The following is a 13,403-nucleotide window of genomic DNA, read 5'->3' on the forward strand; positions in this document are numbered from 1 at the left end:
TATGTTTAAATATATCATAAAATTAATATTTTATGGCAGCAAATAATAAAGAGTTTGAAGCCAAATCTATAATAGCAAGAATGCAGAGAATAGATAAATGGCCACTACCACCATCTTTTCTAGCAATAATAGCCATTGGTTATTTTTTCACCTTTTATGATGTTACCGATATAGGATTTGCCATGCCAGCAATAGCCCCACAGTTTCATTTAACAGGTTCCGAAAGCCTGTTTCTTGCACTATCCATAGGTCTTATAGGATATGTTATAGGATCCTTTATAATTGGATATCTTTCAGACAGGTATGGAAGGTATCCCATGTTAATACTAACCATGGCTTTAATGGCACTTGGTTCCTTTGGAGATGCCGCATCCCTAAATCTTGACATGCTTATAATCTTCAGGTTTATTACAGGCCTTGGCCTCGGTGCAGATTTAAATCTAATTCCTGCATATATTGGCGAATTTGCACCTGCAGACAGACGCGGGCATCTTGCACAGATAACATTTTTCCTTGGTATTCTTGGTCAGGCTGTCACACCTTTTGTGGCACTTGCAATTGTGCCGCCATTCTATTTTGGATGGAGGCTTTTATTCTTTATTGGCGGTTTAATAGCAGTCATTGCTGTAATTTTAAGGGCCCAGCTTCCAAGATCTCCCAGATGGCTTGTAAGCCATGGCGAGCTGAATAAGGCTGATGACGTTGTATCCCATTTTGAGCAGTACTTAAAACAAAAGGGTGAGGAGCTTCCTGCTCTTACTGATGATGAAATAAATAAAATAAACGTTAAAACAGAAACGACGAGGCTATCATTTTATTATTTATGGCAAAAGCCATACAGATTAAGAATGCTTGTTTTTGGGCTATGGTGGGGTCTGTGGTACATTGGAAACTATGCATTTCTTGGAGATGCTGCAACAATACTTTCAGATTCAGGCATTTCACTGGCAAGCTCAATCCTTTATCTGGCCATAGGTGCAATTGGATATCCTGTTGGTGCATTATCGTCTTGGGTTATATCTGATAAAATAGAGAGGAAATACATAGTCTTTATAGGATCAATTTTATGGCTGATTGGCATGGTTATATTTGGTAGCAGAATAAATTCAATAGCACTTATTTCTGGAAGCTTCATAGCATCCTATTCACTGGCCTTTTTAATCGGCATAGCATACATGTACACATCCGAAAGCTACCCTACGAGGGCACGTACATCAGGTTTCGCCATGGGAGATGGGCTTGGGCATATAGGTGGGGCAATTGGTGCTCTTTATCTTCCACTATGGGTTGCCCAGATAGGTTTCTTTGGTGGTTTCACATTTATAGGCATAACAACATTTATAGCTGGAATAATACTTGTTGTTGGTGGTTCCATAGCCACAAGGCAGCAGCTCGAGACAATATCAGCCTGATATATTTATTTTCTTATAGTAATACTTAAATTTATTTTTTTATTAATATTACATGGTTTTAAATTATCCAAGGGATCTTACAGAAGAACAGAATCTTCTCCTGAATTCCATCAGGGGTATGCTTGAAGAATACGGTGAAAACTACTGGGCGAAACTGGATGAGTCACATCTTTATCCAGAGGAGTTTGTGAAAAAATTTACTGAACTGGGCCTTTTTAATGTTCCAATACCAGTTGAATATGGTGGTGCCGGTCTTGGAATAAGGGAGGCATCACTTATTCTTGAGGAGATTAATGCATCAGGTGGGAATTCACAGCCCTTTCATGGCCAGTATTACATGTCATGGCTACTGTCAAAATTCGCAAGTGTGGAAATGAAAAAGAAACTTTTTCCAGCACTGGGAAGCGGGAAAATTAGAATGCAGAGCATGGGGCTTACTGAACCCGATGCAGGATCAAATACGCCTGAAATCAAAACCTTTGCAAAAAAGGATGGGAATAATTATATAATAAATGGCCAGAAAATTTTTACATCCAGAATTGAGGAATCTGATTGGATATTAATCGTTGCAAGAACCAAAAGGTATGATGATGTCCAGAAAAAAACAGATGGTATAAGCCTATTTTTGCTGGGCCCTGAACAAAAGAAAGAAATAGAATACACCAGAATTAAAACAATGTTTAATAGCCAGACATATCAGGTATTTATAAATAATATAACGGTGCCCGAAGAAAATTTAATTGGAGAGGAAAACAGGGGTTTTGGATACTTAATGCACGTGCTTAATCCCGAAAGGATCCTAATCGCATCGGAAAGCATAGGAGATATGCGATGGTTTATTGAAAAATCTGCAGGTTATGCATCATCAAGGGTGGTATTTGACAGGCCCATTGGTGAAAATCAGGGTGTGCAGTTCCCAATAGCTGATATATATGCAAAGATGCTCTCCGTATCTGCATTAAGATGGCAGGCTGCATCACTCTATGATTCCGGTGGGGATATTAAAATTGTTGGCGAGCTTGCAAATTCTGCAAAATATCTGGCATCAGAATATGCATGGCAGGCTGCCAATGTTGCCATGGATACTTATGGTGGATATGGGGTTGCTGTTGATACAGGCATAGAAAGAAAATTCAGGGAGGCAAGGTTATATAAGGTCGCGCCCATAACAAATAATCTGGTTCTATCATATCTGGGCCATAATGTGTTAAACATGCCAAAATCATATTAATTTTTATTCCATTTTATAATTTCATTTATATTATATGGTAAATGTCCGGCATTTAAGTAATTCATATACCTTAGTAATGAATCTTTAAAATTTGGGTGTACACAATTTTTTATAATCTCCACAGCTCTTTCCCTTGGGTCCTTCCAGCGAAGATCTGCAATTCCTATCTCAGTTACAACAAAATCGACGAGCATTCTTGGAATGTCAACACATGATAGCATCGGCACTATTCTGGATATTTTTCCATTCATGGCAGTGGATGGCATCACAATGGCAACATACTTACCTGAACTGCAAAAATCTATTGAACCACCCACACCATTGTATATATTTTCTCTTATGTGGGAAACATTGGCCGATCCAAAAATATCAATTTCTATTGCCTGCTGTAATACTATTACACCCAGACCTGAAATTATCTCGGGACTGTTTGTAATGTAATTTGGTCTGAGAACAATATTTCCTGAATAATCAAGATAATTTTCCATAAATTTTTTTGTGTAAACTTCCTCTCCCTGTAGTGTATAAATTGCGGATGCGCTTATGTATTTGATTTTATGTCCAATGTATTCAGTCCATCTTGCAGGTGCTATTTCGCACCATATTTTTAGGTCATTAAATGGTGATTTATCAATAAGTGAGGAGGCTATGGACCCGGCCCCAACCTGAACTGGCATGGTGTTTTTAAACTTAATCTTTTCATCAAGCATGCTCCAAATATTCTCTGCTATTGAATTGATTTCCTCTGGAGGTTTTCCGTACGAGGCTGCACTTTCTTCACTGCCATCAGAATAAATTATTGCTGCTATTTTATTTTGATTTATTCTTAACTCTCTTTTTCCTATACGGGAAATAATTTTTTTGAACTGATGCTCCCTTACCGAATTAATATCAGTTATATCATGGAGCCCCGTTAAAACAGGCTTGCTTCTGTTAATCTCTATAATTATCTTTTTTGATGCATTGCATAGGGCTGGCGTTGCATCCACTGAAAGCGAAAGTATTATACCTTTACTGTTTACTTCTGTTGCCTCAAGGACCGCAACATCTATTTTATCCATTGAATTAAGACTCAAAAGTTTTGAATACTTGTATACACTATAATCCATCATCATGGTTTTCCCGTTATTGACATCATCCCTGCTTTTTTTATCACTTAAATAATAAAAACGCCGGGATATTTCAATATTTCTCATGGCATCATCAAACGATTTTGTCATACCGCCACCAGAATAAACCTGAATTCCTTTAAAATACTGTGGATGTTCTTTAAAAATTAGCGGTATAATTTTTGGAACAGACTGCCCTCCCATGCCCCCGAATGCTATCGATTTTTTATTTTTTAATATTTTTTTAAACACATCCTCAGGGTCCATAACCTTACTCTCAAGTTTCGGCGGAATTCTCATTAATTTCACCCCTATTAAAATTTTTAATTATTTTAATGGTCCATATCTGCCTGATCCAGTATATTTCTTGCCATCCTTATATGCACCGAATCTATTAACCTTCCATCGATCCTCAGTGCACCCCGGCCCTGGGAGGCTGATTTATTATATTCTTCTATTACCATTTTTGCCCAGTTTATTTCCTCTTCTGACGGGGCATAAACGCTGTTTGCAATATCTATCTGTGTTGGATGTATAACCTGCTTTCCTGCAAAACCCAGATTTTTTGACCTTACAGCCTCATCCCTAAAGCCGTTTATATTGTTTAGATCAAAGTAAACCTTATCTATTGGTAATATGCCTGCTGATCTGGCAGCGACTGCAACGGCAGTTGCAATATATGTGTTCTGTGCATAGCCATCAATATTTCCAGAAACTGACAATGAAAAATCAGCAGCTGCCCATGAAATCATTGAAACTCCATCCTCATGTGCTATGTCATTAATTTTTGTAAAACCTTCAGCTGTTTCTATTAAGGGGATTAAAGGTATGCCAAGAAGCCTGTAAATATGTTTTATACCAGTACATGCCTTTGGGATCATAATATAATCTATTTTGGCATCAGTTTTTAATAATGAAGTTATATCATTATAAAAATAGGGTGTTTCCATTGAGTTAATTCTTATTGCAACAGCTTTTTTAATAATATTTGTTTTAAGAAATTCCAGAATATATGACCTTGCAGAATCTTTTTTATCATCCGGTACTGCGTCCTCCAGATCATATATAATTATATCTGCATTTAACCTTAGGGAATTAATAACCATTTTTTCATTATTGGCCGGAACATATAGCTGGGACCTTGTTTTCATTATATCACCATTTACTCTCTTTCTTTGGTATCATAAATGTCCTGGTGAATTCAATCACCTCCTCTGAGTTCTGGTTATATCCTGTTGTTTTAATCTTTATAATTCCGAATCCCTTTTTTGATCTTGATTCACGCTTCTCTATGACCTCAGCACTTGCATATAATGTATCACCAGCGAAAACCGGATGCATGTATTTAACTCCGTCAATTCCAAGCATAAAACCATTTTTGCTTGTGTATTCCACAACAAGGCCAACCACAACTGCTATGGTTAGCATTCCGTTTACAACAAGCCTTCCATTAAAAGGTTCTCCTGGATAATACTTTTTGGTATAATCTGCATTAAAATGGATCTGGTTATTATTATTTGTTAATAATGTAAACCATATATTATCCATATCTGTAATGGTCCGTCCAACACTGCTGGAATACCTATCCCCAACATTTATATCATCATAGTATACATCAGCCATATTTTTATAATAATAATGGATATATAATATTAATTTATGAGCATAAATTAATTTATGGTGCTTAAATCATTTATTATTTGGGCTTAAAATACTTAATATTTAGGGCTAATTTAAATTTTATAAGAAAACAACAATATACGCCATTAATGATATTATAACAACCTGTATAACCAGCTGTACTGATGCTGTTATATTTATAACCCTAAGGAATCCTGAAATTTTTGTAATACAATTTTTACTTTTATTTTCAACGTAAATTTTCATCGAGTATCTAAAAATTAGGATAAAGCTCATTAAAAACAGGATAAATGCCAGTGCAATTATGGGTATAAATAAATAATTTAATTTAAATATACCCTCTTTTAATGAAAGTATGAAGCCCAGCACCGGGGTAATAACAGATGCTGCAGGGATAAAATAAAGAGTCATTGGCAGAATCCTTACCGCGACCCTGGACCTTATATTATCATCAAGCCCGTTTAAAACTATATAAAAAATCAGACCCAGGAAAACATCTGTGCCTGTCCATATTGCACCAATTAGGACATGTATATAGTCTATTAAAAGAATATTGCCAATAAATGCCGGTATAGTAATTAATAGAAATGAAAAAATTATTGTTATGGTAAAATTTTTTAAAAGTTCCGAATTTCTCAATTAAACACCCCTGTGGCAAGGCCTGCCATGATAAAAATTATGGCTATCTGAAGAATGACCTGGCTTAATGAAAGTCTCAGGTTAAACATTGTAAGCCTTACAATTTTTTCCACATTTTTACCACCATGCAGTATCTCACTGTAAACCCTTAATTCATTGGGCAGAAATATTCCAATTCCCTGAATTAATAAGATAAAGGCGATGATTAATGCTATTATAATATATAATGACGAAAATGAAAATTTCAAAAAAATAACCAGCTCTATGCCTGCGGTGATCGTTACAGATGAAATAGCCGGCATGAAAAATAGCATTGTTGGTGTGATTCTTGTTGACAGTCTTGCCCTCTCAATATTATTAAGGCCTTTCATTACGTATGAGAAAAAAATACCCATTACCAGATCCATACCGGTCCACATGGACCCTGCAACCACATGGAAGTATTCAAGATAATAAAAATTATGAAGGTATAATATGATAACAAGCAAAACAGGTGGAATAACCAGCATTGGAAATCCTCTTAAAAAGGAATTTTTCAATGTGAATTTTTGATCAAGGGCAACCCTTTCAGCATTACTATTTATCACAGAGGTTTAAAATTTGTGATTATTTATTTTTTAATTTATATTCATAACTACATAAATAAAATATATAAAATATTAAACACCATTATCACTCCTTATTATTATTGCGTCTATTTTTAATCTGTTATTTGTGTATTCTGTTAGTCTTTGAATTATTAAATTTTTTAGATAATTAATAAATTCATTATTATAATTGATTATCTGCATAACCTCCGCAACGGTATTTGAATTGCCTATTTTTTCAATTAATTTTTTATCCATTTTTATTTTTTTTGCAATATCAGACAGAAAATTGAAATCAACGCTGCTGGAATGTGCATGAAGGTCCATGCAACCCATGGCCAGCTTGGACATTTTCCCCGGCATTCCAACTATGGTGACACTATTTGCACCCACATCCATGGCACGCTTGACAGAAAATCCGGCAAAATCACCTATTTCAATAAAGCTTTCCTCTGGATACCCATTTAAAATTTTTTTTGCCTCAGAATCACTTCTCCCACCGGTTGTAAATACAAAGTCTTTTATACTGTTTTTTATGGCCACACGTAGGGCCAAAACAATTGATGCCTTCCAGGATGATGTTGAGAAAGGTGTCACTATACCGGTAGTACCAAGTATTGATATTCCACCTATTATACCAAGCTTTGGGTTGCAGGTTCTTCTGGCCACCTCATTTCCACCTGGAGCGTATATCAGTATGCTTAACCCATTATTTATGCCATGGTCATTAAGAACCTTCATTGCAGTACCCCTTATCATCCTCATTGGAACCGGATTAATGGCGGAATTCCCGGGCCTTACCGGAAGACCCTCCCGCGTGACAACCCCGATACCCTTTCCACCAAGGATCTTTATATCTTTCCCGGGTGACATATAAACCCTTGAATATATAAAAAGTCCGGTGGTTACATCTGGATCATCACCGCCATCCTTTAGCACTGAGGCCTCTGCATAATCATTTTCCAGCCTTTTATGGCTGATTTTAAAAACAGCGTTCTTTTTGACAGGAAGTTCTATGGTAACCTCATCAGGTATGTTTCCGGTAATAAGGCCTATCAATGCCGCCTTTGTTGCAGCTGTTGCACATGCACCTGTGGTGTATCCGTATCTTAGATTTCCCTCAGGTATATCCTCTATGTACATTTTTATCACTTAAAATGGCATTTGCAATGGCAGCACCCATTGCCGATCCTCCCTTTATGCTTAAATTAGTAATAAATGGTATTTTAACTTTTAATAGTAACTGCTTGCTTTCCAGGGCAGATACAAAGCCAACTGGAACCCCTATTACCATATGGGGATTGCATTTTTTATTATTAATTTCCTCAATTATTGATATTAATGCAGTTGGGGCATCACCTATGACATAGACCGCTTCCGGCATTTCCCTGCAGGCCTTTTTAATGGCAATATATGACCTTGATATATGCATGGATTTTGATGACTCAATGACATCATCATCATTTATATGGCAGTATGTTTTATTACTGCCTATTCCGTATTTTACCATATTTATGTCTGTTACTATATTATAATTCTGGTCAAACAGGCCATCTTCAAAATTTTCGGAAAATATTATTGATCTGGCGGCATCAATATCGCCCGTGGCATGTGCTGCCCTCATTATTATTTTTGATTTTAATGAATCATCGAGCCCCATAATATTTTTTATAATGCCAAAACTTTTTGAATATATCTCTTCAGGATTCAGGATATATACCACCCTCTTTTAATATTTTTAACACATCTTTATATGTGTATGCCATATTTTTATATTTGTAATCCGGTCTTTTAATTATTATTGTTTTTATGCCAAGGTCAAGTGCAGCATTTATTTTTGGTTCCGATAAAAAGCCACTGTCCTTTGTAACCATTGTATCTATATTAAAATACTGCATAATTGAATAATTAACCATATAATTCAATTTCCCCTCAATGGCAATAATGTTTGACTGTGGTACCCCATGGTCTATAAGAGCCCTTATATTTTCAGGATCAGGTATAATCCTGAAATAATAGTTTTTACTGGCATCAATTTCATAAAATTTAACAGTTTTTATCCCTGTCGTTACAAAAATATTCCTTGAATCGTTAAGCAGATCATTAATTTCATTAAAACCGGCATAAAGCACATTTTTTGAATTAATTTTAACCGGCTTTCTCTCAAACCTTATGTGAAGCATGTTTAATTCATTTGAGACATCCAGTGCTGTTTTATGGATGCTTTCAGCAAATGGATGTGTGGCGTCTATTACCGCATTTATCTTATTATTGTTAATAAAATCAATCATATTCTGCCTGTCCAGCCTTCCATTTATATGCCTGATATTTAATGATTCAAGCTTTTTTGCCGCCTCCCCGGTTACAACAGAGCATATTAAATCATATCCTTCTGATATTAACTGCATGCAGAGCTCCCTTGAATCAGATGTGCCGTCAAAGACAAGAATCATTTAAATATCCTCCCTATAATTCAGACTTCCATTCCTCTGTTCCATCGTCATATATGTCCTTCTTCCATATTGGTGGCAGTTCCTTTATTTTATCTATAATGTATTCACAGGCCATGAATGCATCCTTTCTATGAAATGATGATACACCAATGCCTATTGAAATCTCATTGAGCCTAACATAACCCTTTCTCTGTATGACACAAACCTTATTTATATCATACATTTTTTTCGCATCGTCAATGATTTTATTGATGCTTTTTTCGGCCATGGCATCATATGATTCATAGTAAAGTGCCTTAATATTTTTTTTAGATTCGTCTGTCTTTCTCACCGTGCCAAGGAAAATTACATCGGCACCGGAATAATCGTCTTTTATTTCCCTCTGGATATCCTCAATGTTTATTGGGTCATTCTGGATTTTTATCATATGTTTACATATTGTTTTATAATATTAAAGTTTAGCAAAATATTATGTTTTATTCCTTTTAAATTCTTTTGAAAACCTCATTATCCTTCCAAATGCCCTCACCTCACTGTGCCCCGGCACTGGTTTTCCTTTATAGAATCTCGATTTCACAGCATAATAAACAACTGATACTGTTAATATTATTGACGTGATCATCAGGCTGTACAGATTTATAAAGAGTATTATTAATATTATTGTTGAAATGCCAAGAATGGGTATTATTAAAAAATAATGGCTTTTTATCATCCCATTTCCTGATGAAGTTTTTTTCAACTCATAATATAGAACAATTGCAGAAAAATTAATTATAATATATGAAATTAAAACCGAGGAATTTGATGCCTCAACTATTGTTCCAAATGAAACGAAAATAAGGAATATTATGCCAAGCAATGAAGATAATACTATTGCAATATCAGGTGTTGAAAATTTATCTATATACCCGATCTTTTCAGGAAGCTCTTTGTCACGGCCCATAGCAAATAGAACCCTTGAGGTTCCAAGTATCCCCGTGAGGGTGACGCCTGCAGTTGCGGTTACGCCACCAATAGATATGATGATATCCAGATATCTGCTTTTCAATGATGATATTGCAAGTGTTAATGGTGATGACGATGTTGAATAGGCATAATAGGGCTTAAGGCCTAATAGCACAAGGGCAACCGTAATATAGAGTATAGATGATATTATAATTGATGTTATTATGGCAAACGGAATTGTTTTTTCAGGATTGATTACCTCATCACTTATTGTTGTAACCCTTGAAAATCCAGTAAATGCAAAAAATATAAGCGCAGTGCCTGTTATTATTCCAGAATAACCATGGGGAATAAAATCATTAAAATTGGATGCACTGAACCTTGTTATTCCTGAAAAAATGAAGATTATAAGCACGGCAACATTTATAATAACAAGAACAGTTATGGTTTTTGCTGAATTTTTTATGCCTATTATATTTAATACCATAAAGGTAATAATACAAAGTATTGCAAGAATTACAGGATTATAATTCAATCCAAACAATTCATCGAAATAGCTACCAAAGCTTAAAGAAACTGCAGAAATACCTATTATATTGCCAAATGTCCACATCCACCCACCAACAAAGCCCACCGATGGCGATACAACACTTTTTGCATATTCATAAACACCACCCTCCTTGGCAACGTGCCTGGCAATTTCTGAAAAGCTTAGCCCGGTGAACATTGCAATAATGCCTGAAAATAATATGGATATGATCACTGCCGGCCCCGCCTTATAGGATGCCAGACCAATTATTACAAAGATGCCTGCACCTATGATTGCACCAAGATTAATCATTACAGCATCCTTTTTTGTTACGGTCTTTTTTAGTTGCATGTAATCACCTGATTATTTTCCTGAAACTGCCACCAGCCGATATTTAACATTATTATTTGTATAAAAATCATGAATTTTATATTTAATATGTTTAAATCCAGTATTTTTATATATATTCATTATCTCCTCAAAAGAGTAAAATTTTGCATATCTGTAAAAGCCAGCAGGATTTTTAATTATATTATTTACGTATTCACAATTTTTATCAAGTATTACTGTAATGCAATCTTTTGATACTCTTTTTGCCTCCATAATTGCCTTTTCAGGGAAATCCAGGAAACAAATTGTAACCATATTTAATGAAAAATCAAAATATTTATCAGGATATGGAATTGAATATGCTGATGCAACAAGAGCATTTATTCCACGCATTTTTGCAAGTGATACCATGGATTCTGAAATATCTATACCATATTTTATATTCAGGGCATATGCAAAGCGACCGGTGCCAACCCCTATTTCAATCCCATTGCCTTCAGGAATTACCGATCTTATAAAATTTATTTGATCATTATACTCCTTTAAATGCAGGTCATACCATTTATCATAATCCATGTAGTGTCTGTTGAAATAATCTATTTTTTCTTCCATTATTGTTAAAAATATTATATACATTATAAACCTTATTATATTTTTTCATAGTTTTCTACCAGAGTTTTCAGATAAATTTCTTCCCCTATTTCCGATGGATTTATAATGTAGCATAACAGGGCTCCAAGAAACTGCCTCACCTTAATCTCACATTTTATGCTATTATCATTGCACGTTTTTTGGGCTATTTCCCTTACAATGTTTGTACAGATATCCTTTATATTATCTGAAATTATAGGATAAACTGAACCCGAGGAAAGGGTATATAGAAATAGACTTCTCATATCGTTGCTGGCATATTTTTTAAAATAATTTTTTCCAATATTTTCCAGTAATTCAATACCTGAATATTTCATTAGCGCATCATTAATAACATCCAGGGGGAGGCTCATTTTTGCAATCTCTATAATTAAATCCTCCTTTTTCTTAAAGTACCAGAATATTAATCCCTTTGAAATTCCTGCTTTTTCTGTAATTTTCTCCATTGATGCACCGGAATATCCATATTTAGAGAATATGCTTATTGCAGACTCAATAATCTTTTTTCTTGTTTCTGAAGAACCTCTAATATCATTGTTATACATGAATATAATATAATGTTTTAATAAATAAATGTTGATAATTGTGTTTTAAAATATTAAATATATTCTGAAATTATTTGTATCATGAATAATATTATTATAATTATTTACAATTAGCTGTAATGATTTCCATTAATTCTACAATTCACAACAGGCAGGTTATTGTTGTGAGTTTATCATCGATGATGCGGTCAATTGGAATGGGCGCATCCTGGCCATTCATGGCCATATTTTTAAGTCTTTATCTTCATCTGGCTATTTATATTGTCGGCATAGTATTTACACTTCTATCCTTAATGTCAATGGTATTTAGTCTCATTGGCGGGTATCTTGCAGATTTAATGGGCAGGAAATTTACATTAATGCTGGGAAGCATTTCTGGAATTTTTATTTATCTTTTTATAGCGCTATCATTCCAGTTTAATGCATATTTAATAACAATAATATTGTTTATATTTTCCTCATTTTCAGGTTCACTGGTGTATCCATCTGCAAGTGCATTAATATCTGATGTAACCCTAAGTGATGAGCGAGAGGGTGCATATTCTGTTTACAGAATTCTATCCAACGTCGGCTGGGCCATTGGTCCATTTATTGGGTCATTAATATATAACACAGGAATTGTATATATTTTCTATTCTCTTGTCCTTGCAAGTATATTGCAGTCGGTAATTATTATATTTGTCAAAAACCCAAACACTCTCCGCAAAACAGTTAGCGGTGGCAATCCATTCATTGTCTATGACAAATACCTTTTTATTTTCAGCATAGCCACATTTTTTGTAATACTTTTATCATCACAGTTTTCAGTATCCCTGCCATTATACAGTGAAATAGTCATAAAAATTAATGTCTCATACCTTGGTTATATATATGCTGTAAACGGTCTTGTGGTGGTTATTGGCCAGTATCCATTAATAAAACTATTTTCACGCTTTGGCGATATAATTACCTTTATGGCCGGGGCATTATTCTATGCCCTTGGATATTTTATTGTGGCATTTTCAACAAATGTAATTGATTTAATGCTTGACATGGTTATTATAACCATAGGTGAAAATTTAACAACCCCAACAATAAATACTGTCATATCAAAAATGGTTTCTCATGAAAAAACCGGAAGATATATGGGATTTAATTCAATGTTCAATTCAATCGGCCGTGCCTTTGGCCCATCCATAGGGACATATATTATGTACACATTTCATTATAATGGAATAATAACATGGTCATTAATTGCAACATTTGGGATTTTTTCAGTACTTGCAATAATAATTTTTTCAGGAATGTATAAAAAATCTGGCAATACATATATAAACAGATATACAAAAACA

Annotated in this window: 15 protein-coding genes; 3 read left to right on the forward strand and 12 right to left on the reverse strand. The window is 34.7% G+C overall.

Translation table 11 applies throughout. The features are described 5' to 3' along the window. Nucleotides 1-32: 32 nt before the first annotated feature. On the forward strand, nucleotides 33-1,412 hold the full coding sequence (locus AOG55_RS07940; protein WP_048101223.1) for an MFS transporter: 1,380 nt from the start codon (nucleotides 33-35) through the stop codon (nucleotides 1,410-1,412). Between the two features lie 52 nt (nucleotides 1,413-1,464). Continuing rightward, a complete protein-coding gene (locus AOG55_RS07945) occupies nucleotides 1,465-2,643 on the forward strand; it encodes an acyl-CoA dehydrogenase family protein (RefSeq protein ID WP_048101224.1) in 1,179 nt (392 codons plus the stop codon). On the opposite strand, the gene AOG55_RS07950 is transcribed toward AOG55_RS07945, so the two are convergent. The 12 genes from AOG55_RS07950 to AOG55_RS08005 all read right to left on the reverse strand — a co-directional run bounded on the left by AOG55_RS07950 (nucleotide 2,640) and on the right by AOG55_RS08005 (nucleotide 12,072). After that, nucleotides 2,640-4,052: an acetyl-CoA hydrolase/transferase C-terminal domain-containing protein gene (locus AOG55_RS07950; RefSeq protein ID WP_048101225.1), complete on the reverse strand. Its 1,413-nt coding sequence runs from the start codon at nucleotides 4,050-4,052 to the stop codon at nucleotides 2,640-2,642. The genes AOG55_RS07945 and AOG55_RS07950 overlap by 4 nt on opposite strands. Nucleotides 4,053-4,084: 32 nt before the next feature. After that, nucleotides 4,085-4,903 carry an HpcH/HpaI aldolase/citrate lyase family protein gene (locus AOG55_RS07955; protein WP_048101226.1) on the reverse strand — a complete coding sequence of 273 codons (819 nt, stop codon included), beginning with the start codon at nucleotides 4,901-4,903 and terminating at the stop codon, nucleotides 4,085-4,087. Between the two features lie 4 nt (nucleotides 4,904-4,907). Further along, complete coding sequence (locus AOG55_RS07960) at nucleotides 4,908-5,375, reverse strand: MaoC family dehydratase (protein WP_048101227.1); 468 nt, start codon at nucleotides 5,373-5,375, stop codon at nucleotides 4,908-4,910. Between the two features lie 117 nt (nucleotides 5,376-5,492). After that, a complete protein-coding gene (locus AOG55_RS07965; RefSeq protein WP_052656700.1) occupies nucleotides 5,493-6,032 on the reverse strand; it encodes a hypothetical protein in 540 nt (179 codons plus the stop codon). Continuing rightward, nucleotides 6,029-6,619 (reverse strand): hypothetical protein, encoded by a 591-nt coding sequence (locus AOG55_RS07970; protein ID WP_052656701.1) that lies wholly within the window; start codon nucleotides 6,617-6,619, stop codon nucleotides 6,029-6,031. Before AOG55_RS07970 ends, AOG55_RS07965 begins: the two co-directional genes overlap by 4 nt. A gap of 72 nt (nucleotides 6,620-6,691) precedes the next feature. Further along, nucleotides 6,692-7,762, reverse strand: coding sequence for a cobalt-precorrin-5B (C(1))-methyltransferase (locus tag AOG55_RS07975; RefSeq protein ID WP_048101228.1), 1,071 nt, complete (start codon nucleotides 7,760-7,762; stop codon nucleotides 6,692-6,694). Continuing rightward, a complete protein-coding gene (locus AOG55_RS07980; RefSeq protein WP_048101229.1) occupies nucleotides 7,740-8,342 on the reverse strand; it encodes a precorrin-8X methylmutase in 603 nt (200 codons plus the stop codon). Before AOG55_RS07980 ends, AOG55_RS07975 begins: the two co-directional genes overlap by 23 nt. After that, entirely contained in the window at nucleotides 8,320-9,072 is a 753-nt protein-coding gene (gene cobK, locus AOG55_RS07985) for a precorrin-6A reductase (RefSeq protein ID WP_048101230.1), read from the reverse strand. Before cobK ends, AOG55_RS07980 begins: the two co-directional genes overlap by 23 nt. Before the next feature lie 13 nt (nucleotides 9,073-9,085). Further along, nucleotides 9,086-9,499, reverse strand: a complete 414-nt coding sequence (locus AOG55_RS07990) for a molybdenum cofactor biosynthesis protein MoaE (protein ID WP_048101231.1) — start codon at nucleotides 9,497-9,499, stop codon at nucleotides 9,086-9,088. Nucleotides 9,500-9,541: 42 nt separating this feature from the next. Next, nucleotides 9,542-10,897 carry an APC family permease gene (locus AOG55_RS07995; RefSeq protein ID WP_048101232.1) on the reverse strand — a complete coding sequence of 452 codons (1,356 nt, stop codon included), beginning with the start codon at nucleotides 10,895-10,897 and terminating at the stop codon, nucleotides 9,542-9,544. A 12-nt stretch (nucleotides 10,898-10,909) separates the two neighbouring features. Next, nucleotides 10,910-11,488, reverse strand: a complete 579-nt coding sequence (locus AOG55_RS08000) for a class I SAM-dependent methyltransferase (RefSeq protein ID WP_048101374.1) — start codon at nucleotides 11,486-11,488, stop codon at nucleotides 10,910-10,912. A 35-nt stretch (nucleotides 11,489-11,523) separates the two neighbouring features. Then, nucleotides 11,524-12,072, reverse strand: a complete 549-nt coding sequence (locus AOG55_RS08005) for a TetR/AcrR family transcriptional regulator (protein ID WP_048101233.1) — start codon at nucleotides 12,070-12,072, stop codon at nucleotides 11,524-11,526. 119 nt (nucleotides 12,073-12,191) lie between these two features. Between AOG55_RS08005 and AOG55_RS08010 the strand changes: the two genes are divergently transcribed. Then, nucleotides 12,192-13,403: MDR family MFS transporter (locus tag AOG55_RS08010; RefSeq protein ID WP_048101234.1), on the forward strand; the 1,212-nt coding region annotated here is incomplete at its 3' end.

The organism is Acidiplasma cupricumulans (assembly GCF_001402935.1).
GTDB classification, from domain to species: Archaea; Thermoplasmatota; Thermoplasmata; order Thermoplasmatales; family Thermoplasmataceae; genus Acidiplasma; species Acidiplasma aeolicum.